This is a genomic window from Arthrobacter sp. 10N43 (genome assembly GCF_056394525.1).
Genome location: NZ_JBFTIA010000010.1, coordinates 28,082 through 44,685 on the forward strand (window position 1 = coordinate 28,082; position 16,604 = coordinate 44,685).

Sequence of the window (16,604 nt, forward strand, 5' to 3'; positions counted from 1 at the left end):
GCGGGGCCTACATCTTCGCGAGCTTGGCCCGCATGGCCATGTAGATGCCGTAGCAGATCAGGCCGACACCGACGGCGGCCAGCAAGTACACGCCGAACGGCTGCTCGCGCAGGGCCTTCAGGCTGCCGTCGAGTCCGGTTGACTCTTCGGGGTGTGCCTTCACGGTGGCGATGATGATGAGCAGGCCCACCAGCAGCAGGGCGAAGCCTTTGGCGACGTAGCCCACCACGCCGGTGACCGTCACCGCGGTGCGCGCCTGCGGCTGGGACGGCATGCGCAGGTACTTGATGAATGACTTCTTGAAGCCGCGGATCGCGTAGACGATCCCCGTGACTGCTATCGCGGCGCCGATGACCACCAGGAGCGCAACGCCGCCCGGTGCCTTCATGAGGTTGATTGTCAAATCCCTGGTTGACTCGCGGTTGTCGGAGCCGGCCCCAGTGGCGACCGACGCGAGCGTCAGGGCGAACAGGGCGTACACCACGGCTTGGACGGCTGCCTTGAGCTTCTTGGCGACCTTTTTCTGGGTCGGCAGGTGCTCGAAGTCGAAGATCGCGTCGGACGTCTGCCAGATGGCCAGCGCTACGCAGGCGGCAAACGAGGTCCAGAGCAGCAACGGCCCGGCCGGCTGGGCGGCGAGCTGTTGCACCGCGCCGCTGACGTCGGCCTGGCCTTGGCCGCCCAAGGCAAGCCGGATCGCGACCAGCCCGATGAGGAAGTGCAGCAGCCCGGACACGGCGAAGCCGGCCCGTGCCACCACTTCGAGGGGCTTCGAATTCGTGACGTCCTCGGCGACGTCGGCGACGTCCTTCATTTCATCTTTGATGATCGTGTCCTTAGTGCTACCCAGCGCGGTTCGTTCCGCAATGGTGTCACGCGAAGCCGTTCAGGAACAGATCCCCGTGTACCGGGGGCGCCTAGATTCTGCGGTAGCTGAGGTCGAAGATCAGGCGCCCGGCTTCGTGTGCCTTGTTCTCGAAGCTGGTCAGGATCCGGCCCTCAAACCGCGGCGCCCAGCCGCCGGTCCCGTCCACGCCTTCGTTGGGCCCGGTGTGTTCGGTGCTGACCGGTGCCCGGCCCTCCTTGACGGGCGCTCCGCCCACGAGGGACTCGACGCCGGATTCCCACACCTGGGTCAGGGGGCTCTCCGCGCCGGCGCGCTCGCCCTCATGCAGGTTCTCGAAATCCGCGGACCCGGCCATGACTTCGCGGACGTGGACGGCGTAGTTGGACCAGTCGGTCGCGATCCGGAAGGTGCCGCCGGGCTTGAGGGCCCGGGCCGCAAGATCGGCGAAGGCCGGCTGAATGAGGCGGCGTTTGTGGTGCCGGGACTTGTGCCACGGGTCCGGGAAGAACACCCACAGTTCGGTGACGGAGCCAGCCGGCAGCATGGTCGCGAGCACCTCGGGGGCGTTCGCCTCCACCACGCGGACGTTGCTCAGTTTGCGGCTGTTGATCTTGATCAGCGTGTTGGCCAGGCCCGGGGTGTAGACCTCCACGGCCAGGAAATCCCTGTCCGGGTTTTCCTCCGCCGCGTGGCACACGGCGTCGCCCAGCCCGGAGCCGATCTCCACAATCAGCGGCGCCGTCCGGCCGAATTCGGCTTCCGCGTCGAAGACGAAGTCCGGGTGCACGGAGGTGTTGGCGACGTGGCGGGGGACCTCAACGGCCCAGCGGTCGGAGTGCTCCTCCCAGGCTGCCTGGCGGCGGCCCTGCAACCGCGTGCCGCGGCGCACGAAGCTCACCGGACGGCCCCCGTACGTGCCGAACGAGGCCTGGCTGCCGGGGGTCACGGGGCGCGGCAGTTGTGTCTCTTCCGGGGCGCCGGACTCCGGGGTTGCCGGCGTGCCGGGGGATTCTGGGGATTCGCTCATCCCTTCCAGAATAGTTGAGTCTGCGGGGCCGGCCCGCCCCGCAACCATCCGGAGGCGGGAGACCGCGGCGGTCCGGCGGGGAGACCGCGGGGGCGGGCGGCAGCATGAGCGACTGCAAGAATAGGGCGGATGAGCCCAGCAGGAAAAACTGACCAGCAGGAACACCTGGCAAGCCTCCCTGTCCGGAACGACCCCGCCGGAGCGCCGCGCGCCGCCGGCCGGCGCACGCTCGCGTACCTGGGCGTCTGCCTGGTCCTCATCGGGCTGAACCTCCGCACCGTCTTTTCGAGTTTCGCTGCGGTACTGCCCGAGGTGACGGCCGACGCCGGGCTTCCGGCCTGGGCGGTCATGGTGCTCACCACGGTGCCCGTGACGCTGCTGGGCGTGTTCGCCCTGCTCGCCCCTGGGCTTGCCCGCCGGTTCGGGGCCGAGCGGGTGCTGCTCGGCGCCATGGCGGTGCTTACTGCCGGGCTGCTGCTGCGGCCCGTGGAGCTGCCGGCGGCCGGCCATCTTCCGGCCCTGCTCGCGGGAACCGCCGCCTGCGGCGCGGCGATTTCATTGTGCAACGTGCTGCTGCCCGGTGTCGTCAAGCGCGACTTCCCCCACCGTCTGGGCCTCATGGGCGGCCTCTACACCACGGCAATCTGCGCCTCGGCCGCCCTCGGTGCTGGCTTCACGTTCCCGGTCTTCCGCGCGACCGGGGAGTGGAGCGCGGCGCTCTGGTTCTGGGCGCTGCCGGCCGGCGTCGTGCTTCTGCTGTTCCTGCCGTCAGCGCTCCGGGCCCGTCCCGGCGGCCCGGCCCCGGCGGGCGGCAGCGTCAATGTCTGGCGTTCCGCCGTGGCGTGGCAGGTGACGGCCTTCATGGCGCTGCAGGCCATGATGTCCTTCAGCGTCTTCGCCTGGCTGGCCCCGATCCTGCGCGAACGCGGCGTGGACGGCGGCACGGCCGGCCTGATCGTCTCGGCCTCGATTGTGCTGCAGATGCTGGGCTCGCTGTTCGCGCCGGCCCTGGCCACACGGTTCCGGGACCAGCGCGCCATCAACACGGTGGTGGCCCTCATGACCGGCGGAGGCTTCGCGCTGAGCATCTTTGGGCCCGCCGATTTGCTCTGGCTGTGGACCGGGCTGCTCGGCCTGGGCCAGGGGAGCCTGACGGCCGCGGCACTGACCCTGATCATGGTCCGCACCCGCGACGGGCACACCGCGGCCCACCTCTCCGGGATGATGCAGGGCGTGGGCTACGGACTGGGCTCCAGCGGCACGCTCCTGGTCGGCCAGTTACACCAGTCCACCGGGTCCTTCGCCGCGGCGGGGGTGCTGTTCCTGGTGGTGGGCTCGCTCGCCGCCGTGTTCGGGTACCGGGCCGGCCGGAACCGCTACGTCGGCGGCTGACGCCTTAACTGCGATGAGCTACCAGTTGTAGCTGTCTGGAGCCCTCCATGACAGCTACAACTGATAGCTCAACCGGGACCGCGGGACCGCGGGACCGCAGGGCCGGGCAGGACGGGATCAGAGGGTGAGGTCCTTGCCCTTCGTTTCCGGGATGGTGAAGACGAAGACCGCGGAGATGGCCAGGAGAATCACGGCGTACACGTTGAACAGCTGCGGCATTTGCACGGTAGTGCCGAGCCACTGCTGCAGGTAGGGCGCGGTTCCGCCGAACACCGCTACGCAGATGGAGTAGGGGACGCCGACGCCCACCGTGCGGATGCTCGTGGGGAACAGCTCGGCGTAGACGGCCGGGACGATCGCCGCGCTGGCCGCGATGAAGATGAGCATCACGGACATGCTGACGGCCAGCTGCCACGCGGCGTCCTTCAGCAGCCAGGTCATCGGAAAGTGCATGACCCCTGCGCCGATCGCGCCGGCCCACAGCACCTTCTTGCGTCCGATCCGGTCGGAGAGTTTGCCCCAGAACGGCAGCGCCGCGATGAACACGATGTTGCCGATCACCCCGGCCCACAGGGCCTCCCCACGGTCGATCTTCAGGGCGGTGGTGGCGTAGCTGGGGGCGACGACACCCCAGATGTAGTAGATCACCGTCAGGCCCACGGTCAGGCCGATCACCTGCAGGGCCTGCTTGCGGTGGCGCACGATCTGGGGCCAGATCGGGGCGCGCTTTTCGGCAGTGGCCTCGCCCTCGAAGACGTCCGTTTCGTGCAGCCGGGACCGCATGATCAGCGCGTAGAGTCCCATGGCCGCGCCGATCAGGAACGGGATGCGCCAGCCCCACGCGTTCATGACCTCGGTGCTCAGCGCCATGTTCAGGACGGCGCCCAGCAGGGTCCCGAACAGGATTCCCACGGTGCCGGAGGTGTAGATCAGGGTGGCCCAGAAGCCGCGGTGTTCCTTCGGTGCCATTTCGGACAGGTAGGTCTGCGACGACGGCAGCTCACCGCCATGCGCCAGGCCCTGGACCAGGCGCGCCACCAGGAGCGTGAGCGATGCCCATACACCCACCGCCGCGAAGGTCGGCGCGATGCCGATCATCAGGCTGCCCACCGACGCGAGCCCCACGGCCAGGGTCATGGAGGCCTTGCGGCCGATCCGGTCACCGATCCACCCGAACAGGAAGCCGCCGAAAGGACGGGCAACGAAGCCGACGGCGAAAATCGCCAGGGTGGACAGCACCGCGGACGCCGGATCCGACTTGCTGAAAAGCTGGCTGGCGATGAACGGCGTGAAGGTGGCGTAGATGGCCCAGTCGTACCATTCGACGGCGTTTCCAATGCCGGTGCCGATGATTGTCTTGCGGGTTGATGTCCGGGGCGCCAGTTGGGTGCTTGCAATTGCAGTCATGGTCTTCTCCCTCAGGGGGTGGGCTAGGAAAGGGTGGAGGCGGCGGTGGCGGATACGGGAGCGTCGGCCGCCGCCAGCGCAGCCAGCCTCGAAATGGCGAGCTCCGCGTAGAGCGCGGCGCCGTCGGCCAGCACGCCGTCGTCGAACGTGGCGTACGGGGAGTGGTTGAACGCGGACGTGGCGTGGTCGGAGCCCCGGGGGACGGCGCTCAGCCCGATGAACGTGCCGGGGACCTCGGCGAGAACCCGCGAGAAATCCTCGGAGCCGCTGAGCGGCGTGGCCCAGCGGGAGAGCCGGGAATCGCCGAACAGGCCCTCAATGACGGTCTCCGCGGTGTGCGTTTCGTCCTCGTCGGTGATGGTGAGCGGATACTCCTGCTGGTAGTCGACGTCGACGTCGAGGCCGTGCGCCGCCGCGATTCCCTTCAGCAGGCGCGGCACGGCGTCCATCATTTTCTGCCGGGATTCCTCGGAGAAGGTCCTGATGGTCGCCTCGATGCGTGCCGTTTCAGGGATGATGTTTCGCTTGGTGCCGGCCTGGAGGACCCCCACGGAGAGGACCACGGGATCGAACATGTTGAACTGGCGGGTGACCATGACCTGGAGGGCGGTGACCATTTCCGCGGCCACTGTCACGGGATCCTTGGCCGAATGGGGGGCCGAACCGTGGCCGCCGGCACCAAGCACGGTGACCATGAGGCCGTCGGATGAGCTGAGCATGACGCCGGGTTTGGTGCAGAACGTCCCGTGCGGCTCCAGGGCGGAAAATACGTGCATGCCGTAGGCGGCGTCCACGCGCCGGCCGGCGGCATCCAGCACGCCCTCGCGGATCATGTGGCTGGCACCGTCGAAGCCTTCTTCGCCGGGCTGGAACATCAGGACGACGTCGCCGGCCAGGTTGTGCCGGCGTTCGGCCAGGAGGGTGGCGGCCCCTGCCAGCATGGACGTGTGCAGGTCATGGCCGCAGGCGTGCATGGCGCCGTCGATCCTGGACGTGTAGTCCACGCCTGTTTTTTCCTGCACCGGCAGGCCGTCCATGTCCGCGCGCAGCAGCACGGCCGGGCGGGAGCCGGCGCCGGACCCGGATGCCTGGCCGCGCAAAACCGCGGTGACCGAGGTGGTGTCCTTGCCCAGGTTGATCTCATAGGGCAGACCGTCCAGGGCTTTGAGCACCTTCTCCTGGGTGCGGGGCAGGCTCAGGCCGATCTCGGGCTCCCGGTGCAGTTCATGGCGGAACCGGGCGAGGTCCGCCTGCATTTCCCGGGCGTCTTCGGTGATCGGCACGTGTTGCTCCTCGTTTGTCGCGTGGTTGGTGATGTGGCCTGGCTGACTGGCTTTGTTCGGTCCGCGCGGGGACTTACTGCGTCTATTCTGAAGTGACATGATTCACATGCGGCCGAAGCCCTGAAAAAATGCAAAAAGGGACTGCTGTTGCAGGTTTCATGCATTAACGAAGGGAAAAGTGATGGAACTCAGCGAGGACGACCTCGCCCTGATCAATGTCCTGCAGATTGCGCCGCGCCTGAGCTGGGCGGACGCGGCCCAGGTGTTGGGCGTCCACGCCACCACCCTCGCCGCCCGGTGGGAACGGTTGCTGGCCTCCGGCGTTTCCTGGATCACCGCCCACCTGATCGGCGACCCCCATCAGATGTGCCTGGCGTTCGTGGCTGTGGACTGCGAAATGAACCGGCGCGAGGAAGTCACCGCCAGGCTCGCCGGGATGCCGGAAATCGTCACTGTGGAGGAGGCCGCCAGCAACCGGGACCTCATGCTGACCGTCATCACGCCCTCCCTGGACGACTTCAGCCTGAAGGTCGTCTCGCGGCTCAAGGAGATCGACGGCCTGCTCAAATATCAGACCGCGCTGTGCACCCGGCTGCACGCGAGCGGCGGCTCCTGGCGGCTCAATGTGTTGAGCCGGGCCCAGCAGGCCGCCGTGCGGGCACTGGCCGGCCCCGAGGCAACCGGGGTTGCCCCGGCTGCCGCCCGGGACGCGTTGCCGAAGAGCCATCTGGCGCTCCTGCCGTTCCTGGCCAGGGATGGGCGGGCCACGGCGGCGGACATTGCCCGGGGGCTGGGCAGGCACCCTGCCACGGTCCAGCGGCAGCTCAACCGGGTGCTCGCCAGCGGCATCCTGTCATTCCGGTGCGAGGTGGCCCAGAAGTTCTCGGCCTTCCCCGTGACCTGCCAATGGTTCGTCAACGTCCCGGCCGGGCGGCACGAGGCAGCCGCGGCCGAATTGAGGACCATGCGGAACGTGCGGCTCAGCGCTTCCACCACGGGGCCCACGAACTTCGTGATCATCATGTGGCTGCAGTCCCTGGCGGACGTCATGAGCATTGAACTGGCGCTGCAGCAGAAAGTGCCCGGGATCGTCCTCGTGGAAAGCGTAGTCATGCTGAGCACCGTGAAACGCGTGGGCTGGATGCTGAACCCGGACTCACGGGCGAGCGGCGCCGTCGTGGTTCCGGCCCAGGGGCTCGATGCGATGGTCTGACCTCGACGGCTAACCGCGACCGACTGACCTCCACGGACTGACCACCTCACGTCCACTGCTGACGAGCAGCCCGCGGCGTGCCCGGCTTTCAAAGCTGTGGCATGCTTCCCCTAGGCGCCCTTCACCTGCTTCATCCTCCGGGTGGCCAGGCCAGGAGCCGCGCCACTGGTCCCCGCCCGCCCGGACCTGCCTTGGCCTCATCGTTGAGTTGAGGATTCCTGGGCTGCGTCCCTCATTACTGATCAGGCCCCGCTCGTGCCCCGAACTGACCCGCCCGCCCGCCAAAGAGCCGTCCCCGAATCGGCCGGAATCTTCCACCGCAGCTACCTGCTGGTGACGCTCGGCGCGTGCGCGCTGGTGTTCCTGGCGGCATTCGAGTCCCTGGCGGTGACCACCATCATGCCGCTCGTCAGCCGGGAACTCGATGGCGCGGGCCTGTATGCCTTGGCCTTCGCCGGGCCGCTCGCCACCGGGGTGATCGGCATGGTGGCGGCCGGTAGCTGGTCGGACCGCAAAGGCCCCGTGGCGCCCCTCCTGGCCGCCGTGGGCATGTTCGTGCTCGGCCTGCTGATCGCCGGTACCGCCGGAACCATGCCGGTTCTGGTATCCGGACGGCTGGTGCAGGGCCTCGGCGGAGGCGGGCTGACGGTGGCCCTGTATGTCGTCATCGCGCGGGTCTACCCGCAGGTGCTGCACCCGAAAATCTTCGCCGCCTTCTCCGCGGCCTGGGTCATCCCGTCCCTCGTGGGCCCGTTCGCGGCGGGCGCCGTGGCGGAACTGGCCGGCTGGCAGTGGGTGTTTCTGGGCGTCGTGGGACTCGTGGTTCCGGCCCTGCTCCTGACGGCCCCGGCCCTGCGGGGCTTGAATGGCAGCCCGGACGACGCCGGGGAGCCGCGGGCAAGCGCGGAGCCCGCCGTCGGCCGCGGTCCGGGCGGCCTCGCCAAGTTGGCGCTGGCGGCGCTGGCAGCGCTCGCGGTGCTGGGCCTGAACCTGTCCGCCACGGTGCCGGGCGCCGGGGGCGTGCTGGCGGCGGCCGCCGTCGCCGTCTCGGTCCTGGCCGTGCGTCCGCTCATGCCCCGCGGAACCCTGACCGCCCGGCGCGGCCTGCCCAGCGTGATCCTCACCCGGGGGCTCGCGTCCGCGGCGTTCTTCGGGGCGGAGGTCTACCTGCCGTACCTGCTGGTCGAGCGCTACGCCTTCGCCCCGACCTTTGCGGGCCTCACGCTCACCGGCGGCGCCATCGCCTGGGCGGCGGCGTCGGCCATCCAGGGCAGGCTGGGCAACCGCCTGGAGCACCGCAGGGCTGTGCGGATCGGCTCGGCCCTGGTCCTCGGCGCCATCGTCCTGGCCCTCGTGACAACGGTCTTGGCCTGGCCGGCCGCCGTCGCGATCGCGGGATGGATCTTCGCCGGCGGCGGGATGGGCCTGATGTATCCGCGGCTGAGCGTCATGACTCTGGCCCTTTCCACCCGGGACACCGAGGGCTTCAACAGTTCGGCGATGTCCATTTCGGACTCGCTCGGCGGCGCCCTGGCCCTGGCCGGCACGGGGATCGTGTTCGCCGCGTTCGCGACGGCGACGCCGTCGGCACCCTTTGCAGGGGTCTTTGCGCTGACGGCGGCGATCGGGGTCGCCGCCGTGGCCGTCGCGCCGCGCGTCGCTGTCGTCCCGGCCCTCAGGAAGCCCGCCTAGCGGCCCGTGACGCATAGAAGCCCCGAACTGCAGGAGCCCCGGCCGGAAAGTCCGGCCGGGGCTCCTGCGCGTCACGCTTGAGGATCAAACAGCCGCGCGGGCTTCCTCCTCAGAGCGGACGGCCTTCCATTCGACAATCCGGGCCTGCTGCAGCGGGGTCTTCCGGTTGAAGTGCCAGGCCGCGCCCAGCAGCAGGAACCACACCGGTGCCACCACGAGCGCCAGGCGGGTGTCATCGGCCTGCGCCAGCGCCACCAGCATGAAGACGAAGAACGCGAGCACGACGTACGGCATGAAGGCCGAGCCGGGCATCTTGAAGGCCGAAGCCTCGTGCAGGTCCGGCCGGCGGCGGCGGAAGACGATGTAGCTGATCAGGATCATGGACCACACGAACATGGTCAGCACGGAGGCCACGGAGGTCACGATCGTGAACGCGCCGATCACGGAATCGCCGGAGTAGAGCAGGACAAGTCCGGCCAGCAGGAAGATGCAGGAGAACAGCAGGGCGTTCTGCGGCACCTTGCGGACGCTGAGCTTGCCGAACGCCTTGGGCGCGTTCCCGTCCTGAGCCAGGCCGTAGATCATCCGGGAGGTTGAGTAGATTCCGGAGTTGGCGCTGGAGGCGGCGGAGGTCAGGACTACAAGGTTGATGACCACTGCGGCGATCCCCAGCCCGGCCAGGGTGAACATGCCGATGAACGGGCTGCTTGCGGGATCGATGGTGCGCCATGGGTTGACCGCCATGATGACCACCAGGGCGCCGACGTAGAAGAGCAGGACGCGCACCGGGATGGAGTTGATGGCACGCGGCAGGTTCTTCTCCGGGTCCTTGGTTTCGGCGGCGGCGGTGCCCACCAGTTCGATGCCGGCGAAGGCGAAGATGGCGATCTGGAAGCCCAGGATGAAGCCGAACATGCCGTGCGGGAACATGCCGCCGTCGTTCCACATGTTGGCAAGGTTCGCTTCCGCGCCGCTCGGGGACGTGAAGTGGGTGGCGATCATGACCGCGCCGGTGATGATCAGGGCCACGATGGCCACCACCTTGATGATGGCAAACCAGAACTCTGCCTCACCGAACGCCTTCACGGTGGGGAGGTTCAGGAGGATCAGCACCACGGGCGTGAGCAGCGCCGGGATCCACAGGGGCGTGCCGGGTGCCAGCTTGTCAACGTAGCCGGAGATGGCGACGATGTCCGCCACGCCGGTGACTACCCAGAAGAACCAGTAGGACCAGCCGGTGAAGAACCCGGCCCAGGGGCCGAGCAGGTCGCCGGCGAAGTCGCTGAAGGACTTGTAGTTCAGGTTGGAGAGCAGGATCTCGCCCATCGCCCGCATCACGAAGAACAGCATGAAGCCGATGATCATGTAAACGAAGATGACGGACGGGCCGGCGAGCGAGATGGTCTTGCCGGAGCCCATGAACAGGCCGGTGCCAATAGCACCGCCGATGGCCAGCAATTGGATGTGGCGGTTGCCGAGGGCGCGGGCGAGGTGCGGTTCGCGGCTCCCGGCGCCGGAGTCACTGTTGGTGGAGGCGGCAGTGTCAGATTCTGCAATGGCCGGAGCGGCCGAGGTGGTGCGTTCAGACATGAGGCTTCTTCCTTGTCACGGGCGGTCGCAGCGGGCGGGGGTTCCGCAGTGCGGGCCGCGCAGGTCCGTCAGGGTGTGACGGAGGTAACAGTTTTAGCGGGTAGATCCAGATTAGGGCCGATATTTCGCGGCCCCTGTTGTCGCCGTGGTCCGTGCAGGTGGGCCGGCCGTCCGGTGATGTGCCGTGGTTCTGCCGGTGGCATGGTGATTCCGCACGGTGCGGAAGCGGCTCCGGAACCCGCATCTATCGCGGGCTCAAGGGAAAATTCGACGCCGGCACGGCAGTCCGGTGCGGCCGCCTGCGCCGCCTTCTCCGCGAACCACCCGCGCACGGGCCTGTTCGACAACTGTCGACCATCTTAGCTTCAGTTGTCGTCCGCTGTCTTTTGTCACATTTTTTGCGCGCTGAAGGCGGACCGGGGCTCCTCGTGGCCTATCTGGGCGATGCCGACCTGGACCGTCACCCGGTGGTGGCCCAGATGCTGCCGCACCGCCGCGGCAACGGCCCGGGCCACGTCCGGCGACGGGTGCGCCCCGCTCACCCCGATGCGCGTCCTGACCGCTACGGCGGCGCCGGTGGCGGAAACGTCAACCGGCGGTTCCGGCTCTCCCGTCACGGCCGACCGTGCCGCGCCCGCGATTGTCTGCCACAGCGGGCCTGCCGGATAGACCGCCGTTACGCCGTCGACGGCCTGGATGACCACTTGCAGTTCGACGGCCAGTCCGGCGGGGAGTCCGGCGGGGAGTTCGGCGGTCGGCCCGGCCGGGTCTTGCCCGGTGACGCCGTCCAGGGGAGGCAATGGCTCGGTCATGGTTTCTCCTGCGGGTTCCGTGCTTCCAGGACGTCGGTGATGGTGACATCGATTGCGGTGATGTTCAGCTCCGTCTGCCGCGCCAGGACTGTGGCCAGCTTCCGGCGCAGTGTGGCGGCGCGTTCCTCCATCGGGTGCCCGTACACGACGGCGAGATCGACGCCCACGGTGATGGGCGCCCCGGGCTGGGTGACGTCCCCGTGCAGGCGGCATTTCCCGGCGGCCGTGCCCGGAAGGGAATCCGCCACTGAACGGATCAGCGCCGCAATGGAACCCTCCGTCTCGGTGAGGATGTCGCCGGGTGTGTCGGCCCGCAGGGGAATGTTCCGCCCCGGCCGCAGTTCCAGGCGCAGGTTGCCCAGGATGGTTTTCATCCAGTCGTCGCTGCCGCTGCCGGCAGCAGCGGTGTCGGCGTCGAGCAATTCATTGCTCAGGGCCGCGAGGCTGCGCAAGGATGCCAGTCCTGACTGGCATTCGGGACAGTCCGCCAGGTGGCCGGGATCGCCGATCCTGCCGGTGTCGAGGTATTCGCCCAGATCTGCCAGGCTGCGCCCGCAGCCGAGCATGTCGCCGGTGGTGGTCATCGCCAGTCCTCCATTTCGCGGGCGAGCGTGATGCGGGCCCGGGCAAGGCGGCCGCGGACGCTGGCCGTGCTGATGTTCAACGTTTGCGCGATTTCCTCATAGCTTTGGTCATTGAACGCCTTCAGCACCCAGCAGCGGCGCTGTTCCTCCGGCAGGGCGGCCAGGGCAGTCCTGAGGGCGTCCATCCGGGAGCCGCTGACGGCGGCGTCTTCGGGGCGGTCCGTGCCCGCACCAGCCGGCACCTTGTGGTCCAGTTCGCCGAGGTCCGCATGGGTTTTTCGCCTGCGCAGATGGTCGATGCTGCGGCTGCCGGTAATGCGCAGCAGCCAGCCCCGCACGGCGTCGCCGTCCCGCAGGGTGTTGAGCTGCTTCCAGGCCTGCATCAGCGATTCCTGCACGACGTCGTCCGCGTCGGCGAGGGAACCGGTCAGGCGGCGGGCGCAGGCACGCATGACGGGGCCGTGCCGGCGGGCCAGTGCCTCGAAGGCCGCGGTGTCGCCGTCCGCGGCCCGTCCGGCCAGCAGGGCGTCCGGCACGAGGTCAAGTTGATGCGGCGGCGGGGGTAAACCAGTCACGTGTCCGTCGCTTTCCTCTGCTTTCACCACGGGTTGGTGTGGGCTTTTTGGCGTGGGCTTTCGGCCCGCACTGATCCGCGCTGATCTGGCCTGCACTGATCTGCGCCGGTCCGGCATGCACCCGTCGCTGCGGCCGGAACGGCCCCGCCGTGGGCGCGGGGCCGTTCCGTTGCGCAGTTCTTGGACTTGGATCGGGGCCGAAGCCCGGCGCGGACGCTATTCCTTGCTGAAGCCGTCCCTGAGCTTCCGGGCGGCGTCCTGGATGTTCCCGCCGATGTCGGCCGCGGCGTCCTTGACGCGCTCGCCGGCCTCCTGCAGTTTCGCCTGCGCCTGTTCGTGCTGGCCTTCGCGCCGGAGGTCCTGATTGCCCGTCATCCTTCCGGCACCTTCTTTGGCTGTGCCGATGTGGTGGATGACCGTGAGGTTGGCCTTGTCGTCGGTTCCCATGATGTTTCCCTTTCGTTTTCCTACTTCGTGAAGCCGTATAGCGGTGCGTCTGCCCGGGTCAGCGGGCGCGATCGGGTGCCGCCACCTTGCTCCTGGCGCCACTGGTGATTCGGACCAGAACCGGAAGTGGATGGCCCAGCAATGTGTCGATGCCCCGGACCAGTTCGTCGGCGGTGTCCGCGATCTCCCGGGGGGATGCTCCCTGTCGGGCCTGAAGCCCCAGCCGCAGTCCCGTCCCGCCCATCGTGTGCCAGGCGGAGACCGATGTCCCGAGCACCTGGCGGTTGCCGGCCAGGGCCTGTTGGACGGCGGCCGAGACGAGTCCGGCTTCGATCACGGTGGTGCCGCGGCCGCCGTCCTCTTCCCGGCCGACGTGCGTTGTGCGGCCGCCGCCCTGTGATGCCAGCCAGGCGATGCTGAGCCCGGCCGCCAGGATCAGCGCGACGACTCCGGCCACGGCCCACCAGCTGCGGGCCGGGCCCGGGAGGGGTGCCGCGGAGAAGAGGCGGCCTGCCCAGTCCATGAGCGCGGATCTTGTGGCTGCCCAGGCAGCCGCAACATCGGGCAGGATCCCCGCGGCAGCTGTCGCCGTGCCGGCTGCGAGCAGCCCGAGCCCGGCCAGTGCCAGCAGGATCCGGTTCAGCGCCCTGTTGGTGTGATTCATTGCCCCAGCGCTCCTTCCCTCAGGATGTGGATTTTCAGTGCGATGCGGTGGTCCAGGGAGTAGGCGGCCAGTTCGTCGCCCACGGCGGCGTCGATCGCGTCCCGGTCCACGGGAACGCCCGACGTCGGTCGGACCTGGACGCGGACGGCGCGCCGGCTCACCGTGGTGGTTACCTGCCCGGGGGCCAGTCCCGCCGTGAGGCGCGCCCGCCGGGACAGGGCCGCGGCGAGGACCTCGTCGTCGGCCACCACTGCGCTACGGTTGCTGTGCAAGGCGTGCCGGGGCCGGCGGCCGCGCGTCACTGCGGCCCAGAGCAATACCAGGCCAAGAATGGCCAGTCCGGCTCCACCGGCTACCAGCCCCGCGGGGACCGTGTTGGCCGGCACGTCGACGACCCAACGGCCAAGGTGGTCGGGGCTGACCAGGAGCGGGTGTTCCTGGAGCAGCGCCAGCACGGATTCGAGCGCAAGCCAGAGCCAGAGGCCGGCCAGCGCGCCGGCCGTCAGGACGGACGCGGCGGCCCGGGACGAATGGGTTTCCCTGCGGACCAGGCGCCCGATGGTTCGGTCCGGTCTCACGTGACGCTCCTCTCCGCGGGGTTCGTGCTCGGCTGGTTCGTGTTCGCCGGGTTCCTGTTCGGCCGGTTCCTGTTCACCTGACCGGCCCGGGCGTCCGCCTTGGCGGGGCCGGGGGACGGCTTTGCCCCGGTGAGCCGGATATTCACCCTGCCCAGCGTCCGGCCCGTGAGGTCCAGGCCGCGGGTGATGATGTCTTCCCGGGCTGCCCGTGACCGCTCGAAGACGGTGCCGCCGGCCGAGTCCTCGCGTGGGCCCAGCAGGGACGGGAGCGCCAACTGCACGCTGACTGTTGCGCCGAGCCGGCCCGAATCGTCTTCCAGCACTGCTGTGACGTTGGACCCCGGAACGCCGAAGGCGCGGGCGGCGATGGTTTCAACCGTGTGCCGGAGGGCCGCCGGGGTGACCCGGGTGTGCCCCGCCCGCATCACGAGGAGGAGCGCTTGCCGCGCAGGGCGTCCAGGACTCCGCCGGGATCCAGCCTGCCCTCGGCGGCGCGGCCCATCGCGGCCCCTGCCCCCATGAAGAGCGCCGTGAGCAGGAATCCCCAGAATCCGAACGCCAGGGCGGCTCCGGCGAGGACCGCTCCGATGGCCAGCCCGCCCGCGGTGGGACTCAAGCGACCCTCGGCTCGGGGCGGCCGGCGTCGGCGTCCTCGTCGTCGGAAGGCACGTGAATGTCGGTGATGGTGATGTTGACCTCCGTCACTTCCATGCCGACGAGGTTCTCGATGGCCATGTACACGGCCTCGCGGGCATTGTCAGCGACCTGTTGGAGCGGGTGCGGGTACTCGACTACCAGGGTGATGTCGACCGCCACTTGCGTCTGTCCGACTTCCACGTGGACGCCCTGGGTGAGGTCCTTCTGGCCGACCTTGTCCCGCAGGGATCCGAGCGCGCGGGCCGCTCCGCCACCGAGGGCGTGCACTCCATCGATTTCCTGGATCGCGATGCCTGCGATCTTTGCCACGACGCCGTCTGCGACCGTGGTGGCGCCGCGGCCGTCGTTGCCGGCGGGAAGGGCGTGGGGCGTAAGGCCTGGCGTCTTGGCGGCTGGCGCCTTTGCAGCGGGCGTCTTGCTGGCGGGGGTTGTTGCGGTGCCCGGTCCGGCCTGGCCCTGGACGTCTGCCGGGGTGTGAGTCTGGGTGGTCAATGCAATCACTCCTGATCGGTTGAGGACGCGCTCCGTGGCGCTGTCTCAACTAAGACGGGCCCGGAGCGGAAATCCTCACGGTCAAATCAGGGTGAGCTGCATCACATGCAGCCTTGGCGCTTGCCCGGCGGCCTACTGGGCGGCCAGGCGCGTGGCCCGCAGCACGGCATCCGTGAGGGGCGCCGTCCCGCCGTCGGGCCCGACCATGCTGCGGTGCCGGCTGTCCAGGACATCGACCCGCCACTGTGGTTCTTCGAGGGGGAGTTCCCGGGCTATGTCCTCGGCAGTGAAGAACTTCTCCGGAGTATGGTGCGCGCCCCACGGCGGCAGCCCGTCGGGGTGATGGCCGACGATCAGCAGCGTCCCGCCGGTCCGCACCGCGCCGGCGGCGAGCTGCAACGCCTGCTGCCACGGCATCTGGGTGGAATGCAGGAACTGTGCCGAGACGAGGTCGAACAACCGGTCCGGGACCCACGTGGCAAGATCCTGCTGCACCCACGTGATGGTGGCCCCCTGGCCGCGGTCCCGGGCGTGCGCGGCGGCACGTTCAAGGGCGACGGCGGAAACGTCCAGGCCGGTCACGGCCCAGCCGCGGGCGGCGAGCCAAATGGCGTCCGCGCCCTCGCCGCACCCCAGGTCCAGGGCATCGCCGGGAGGCAGGTCCGCGGCCTCGGCGACGAGTTGCGGATTCGGCTCCCCGCTCCACATCCGGGTTCGGCTGCCGTACTTTTCATCCCACACCTGCGCCGCAGTGCCGGGCACCTGATCGGCGGCGTGCTCGTGGCTGTGTGTTGTCATGGCTTCTCCTCGTCGCCTTGCCCGCCCACCATGCTCCTCCGGGACGCGGCGGCGGTCAATACATCCCCTGGCCTGCAGCAATGCGTCGAATAAATCTGCGAAGGCAGGGGGGACACATGAAAATCACGCTCCGGAAACGCTCTCGAAACCTGTGTCGTGAATGCTGGGCACATGAGGTTGAATGCTGGGGAAGGACAATGATCATGGACGTTGACACAGCACGGCACATCCGCAGTTCCACCGAGCTGAACGTGGGGGACGAGATCGAGGCCTGGCACAACGGGAAGCTCTTCCACCGGGGCACGGTAACGCAGACCGTCACGGCCGTGGACCTGTTCTGGATCCTGGATGCCAGGACGGGAACCCGCCGCCTAATCGACGCCGAGGCGCTCGTGATCCTGCGGGCGGCGGCCCCGCCCGCAGGCAAGTCGCCGTCGCCGTCGCAGTCGCAGGCGTCCGTCCGCACACCCTCCTCCCACACACCCTCAGGACCCTCCCACATGCCACTGTTCCAAGCCCCTGTCCTGGCGGGCTAGGGGCTGTGAC

The 16,604-nt window shown here is 68.8% G+C and carries 19 protein-coding genes; 4 read left to right on the top strand and 15 right to left on the bottom strand.

The features are described 5' to 3' along the window. Positions 1 to 7: 7 nt before the first annotated feature. Together AC1DDO_RS17470 and trmB are read right to left on the bottom strand one after the other, a co-directional pair. Positions 8 to 814, bottom strand: coding sequence for a DUF1206 domain-containing protein (locus AC1DDO_RS17470; protein ID WP_476972409.1), 807 nt, complete (start codon positions 812 to 814; stop codon positions 8 to 10). Positions 815 to 917: 103 nt separating this feature from the next. Further along, positions 918 to 1,874: a tRNA (guanosine(46)-N7)-methyltransferase TrmB gene (trmB, locus tag AC1DDO_RS17475; RefSeq protein ID WP_476972410.1), complete on the bottom strand. Its 957-nt coding sequence runs from the start codon at positions 1,872 to 1,874 to the stop codon at positions 918 to 920. A 129-nt stretch (positions 1,875 to 2,003) separates the two neighbouring features. On the opposite strand from trmB, the gene AC1DDO_RS17480 reads away from it, so the two are divergent. Beyond that, entirely contained in the window at positions 2,004 to 3,266 is a 1,263-nt protein-coding gene (locus AC1DDO_RS17480) for an MFS transporter (RefSeq protein ID WP_476972411.1), read from the top strand. 117 nt (positions 3,267 to 3,383) lie between these two features. Here AC1DDO_RS17480 and AC1DDO_RS17485 read toward each other — a convergent pair whose 3' ends face one another. Then, positions 3,384 to 4,673, bottom strand: coding sequence for an MFS transporter (locus tag AC1DDO_RS17485; RefSeq protein ID WP_476972412.1), 1,290 nt, complete (start codon positions 4,671 to 4,673; stop codon positions 3,384 to 3,386). A 23-nt stretch (positions 4,674 to 4,696) separates the two neighbouring features. Further along, positions 4,697 to 5,956, bottom strand: coding sequence for a M20 metallopeptidase family protein (locus tag AC1DDO_RS17490; protein WP_476972413.1), 1,260 nt, complete (start codon positions 5,954 to 5,956; stop codon positions 4,697 to 4,699). Between the two features lie 181 nt (positions 5,957 to 6,137). Between AC1DDO_RS17490 and AC1DDO_RS17495 the strand changes: the two genes are divergently transcribed. Together AC1DDO_RS17495 and AC1DDO_RS17500 are read left to right on the top strand one after the other, a co-directional pair. Beyond that, entirely contained in the window at positions 6,138 to 7,169 is a 1,032-nt protein-coding gene (locus AC1DDO_RS17495; protein WP_476868864.1) for an Lrp/AsnC family transcriptional regulator, read from the top strand. A gap of 255 nt (positions 7,170 to 7,424) precedes the next feature. Further along, entirely contained in the window at positions 7,425 to 8,861 is a 1,437-nt protein-coding gene (locus tag AC1DDO_RS17500) for an MFS transporter (RefSeq protein WP_476868865.1), read from the top strand. Positions 8,862 to 8,945: 84 nt separating this feature from the next. Here the strand turns inward: AC1DDO_RS17500 and cycA are convergent, their stop codons facing one another. The 11 genes from cycA to AC1DDO_RS17555 all read right to left on the bottom strand — a co-directional run bounded on the left by cycA (position 8,946) and on the right by AC1DDO_RS17555 (position 16,058). Continuing rightward, positions 8,946 to 10,451 carry a D-serine/D-alanine/glycine transporter gene (cycA, locus tag AC1DDO_RS17505; protein WP_476868866.1) on the bottom strand — a complete coding sequence of 502 codons (1,506 nt, stop codon included), beginning with the start codon at positions 10,449 to 10,451 and terminating at the stop codon, positions 8,946 to 8,948. 389 nt (positions 10,452 to 10,840) lie between these two features. Next, positions 10,841 to 11,263, bottom strand: coding sequence for a hypothetical protein (locus AC1DDO_RS17510; protein ID WP_476868867.1), 423 nt, complete (start codon positions 11,261 to 11,263; stop codon positions 10,841 to 10,843). Then, the gene (locus AC1DDO_RS17515) at positions 11,260 to 11,847 is read right to left on the bottom strand and encodes an Asp23/Gls24 family envelope stress response protein (RefSeq protein WP_476868868.1); all 588 of its coding nucleotides are present in this window, start codon (positions 11,845 to 11,847) and stop codon (positions 11,260 to 11,262) included. The genes AC1DDO_RS17510 and AC1DDO_RS17515 overlap by 4 nt, the downstream gene beginning before the upstream one ends. Then, positions 11,844 to 12,422: an RNA polymerase sigma factor gene (locus AC1DDO_RS17520; protein ID WP_476868869.1), complete on the bottom strand. Its 579-nt coding sequence runs from the start codon at positions 12,420 to 12,422 to the stop codon at positions 11,844 to 11,846. Before AC1DDO_RS17520 ends, AC1DDO_RS17515 begins: the two co-directional genes overlap by 4 nt. A 216-nt stretch (positions 12,423 to 12,638) precedes the next feature. Beyond that, the gene (locus AC1DDO_RS17525; protein ID WP_476868870.1) at positions 12,639 to 12,869 is read right to left on the bottom strand and encodes a CsbD family protein; all 231 of its coding nucleotides are present in this window, start codon (positions 12,867 to 12,869) and stop codon (positions 12,639 to 12,641) included. A gap of 58 nt (positions 12,870 to 12,927) precedes the next feature. Then, positions 12,928 to 13,533, bottom strand: a complete 606-nt coding sequence (locus tag AC1DDO_RS17530; protein ID WP_476868871.1) for a hypothetical protein — start codon at positions 13,531 to 13,533, stop codon at positions 12,928 to 12,930. After that, entirely contained in the window at positions 13,530 to 14,111 is a 582-nt protein-coding gene (locus tag AC1DDO_RS17535; RefSeq protein WP_476868872.1) for a hypothetical protein, read from the bottom strand. The genes AC1DDO_RS17530 and AC1DDO_RS17535 overlap by 4 nt, the downstream gene beginning before the upstream one ends. Next, positions 14,108 to 14,536: a hypothetical protein gene (locus tag AC1DDO_RS17540; protein WP_476868873.1), complete on the bottom strand. Its 429-nt coding sequence runs from the start codon at positions 14,534 to 14,536 to the stop codon at positions 14,108 to 14,110. The genes AC1DDO_RS17535 and AC1DDO_RS17540 overlap by 4 nt, the downstream gene beginning before the upstream one ends. Then, positions 14,536 to 14,727, bottom strand: a complete 192-nt coding sequence (locus AC1DDO_RS17545) for a hypothetical protein (RefSeq protein WP_476868874.1) — start codon at positions 14,725 to 14,727, stop codon at positions 14,536 to 14,538. Before AC1DDO_RS17545 ends, AC1DDO_RS17540 begins: the two co-directional genes overlap by 1 nt. Next, positions 14,724 to 15,260: an Asp23/Gls24 family envelope stress response protein gene (locus AC1DDO_RS17550; protein WP_476868875.1), complete on the bottom strand. Its 537-nt coding sequence runs from the start codon at positions 15,258 to 15,260 to the stop codon at positions 14,724 to 14,726. Before AC1DDO_RS17550 ends, AC1DDO_RS17545 begins: the two co-directional genes overlap by 4 nt. Before the next feature lie 132 nt (positions 15,261 to 15,392). Beyond that, positions 15,393 to 16,058 (bottom strand): SAM-dependent methyltransferase, encoded by a 666-nt coding sequence (locus AC1DDO_RS17555; RefSeq protein ID WP_476868876.1) that lies wholly within the window; start codon positions 16,056 to 16,058, stop codon positions 15,393 to 15,395. A 203-nt stretch (positions 16,059 to 16,261) separates the two neighbouring features. Here AC1DDO_RS17555 and AC1DDO_RS17560 point away from each other — a divergent pair, with 203 nt between their 5' ends. Then, a complete protein-coding gene (locus AC1DDO_RS17560) occupies positions 16,262 to 16,594 on the top strand; it encodes a hypothetical protein (RefSeq protein ID WP_476868877.1) in 333 nt (110 codons plus the stop codon). Positions 16,595 to 16,604: the final 10 nt, after the last annotated feature.

Coding starts and splice junctions, on each gene's coding strand:
- AC1DDO_RS17470 (WP_476972409.1), bottom strand. CDS start 814: ATGAAGGACGTCGCCGACGTCGCCGAGGACGTCACGAATTCGAAGCCC.
- trmB (WP_476972410.1), bottom strand. CDS start 1,874: ATGAGCGAATCCCCAGAATCCCCCGGCACGCCGGCAACCCCGGAGTCC.
- AC1DDO_RS17480 (WP_476972411.1), top strand. CDS start 2,004: ATGAGCCCAGCAGGAAAAACTGACCAGCAGGAACACCTGGCAAGCCTC.
- AC1DDO_RS17485 (WP_476972412.1), bottom strand. CDS start 4,673: ATGACTGCAATTGCAAGCACCCAACTGGCGCCCCGGACATCAACCCGC.
- AC1DDO_RS17495 (WP_476868864.1), top strand. CDS start 6,138: ATGGAACTCAGCGAGGACGACCTCGCCCTGATCAATGTCCTGCAGATT.
- cycA (WP_476868866.1), bottom strand. CDS start 10,451: ATGTCTGAACGCACCACCTCGGCCGCTCCGGCCATTGCAGAATCTGAC.
- AC1DDO_RS17510 (WP_476868867.1), bottom strand. CDS start 11,263: ATGACCGAGCCATTGCCTCCCCTGGACGGCGTCACCGGGCAAGACCCG.
- AC1DDO_RS17515 (WP_476868868.1), bottom strand. CDS start 11,847: ATGACCACCACCGGCGACATGCTCGGCTGCGGGCGCAGCCTGGCAGAT.
- AC1DDO_RS17525 (WP_476868870.1), bottom strand. CDS start 12,869: ATGGGAACCGACGACAAGGCCAACCTCACGGTCATCCACCACATCGGC.
- AC1DDO_RS17530 (WP_476868871.1), bottom strand. CDS start 13,533: ATGAATCACACCAACAGGGCGCTGAACCGGATCCTGCTGGCACTGGCC.
- AC1DDO_RS17540 (WP_476868873.1), bottom strand. CDS start 14,536: ATGCGGGCGGGGCACACCCGGGTCACCCCGGCGGCCCTCCGGCACACG.
- AC1DDO_RS17555 (WP_476868876.1), bottom strand. CDS start 16,058: ATGACAACACACAGCCACGAGCACGCCGCCGATCAGGTGCCCGGCACT.
- AC1DDO_RS17560 (WP_476868877.1), top strand. CDS start 16,262: ATGGACGTTGACACAGCACGGCACATCCGCAGTTCCACCGAGCTGAAC.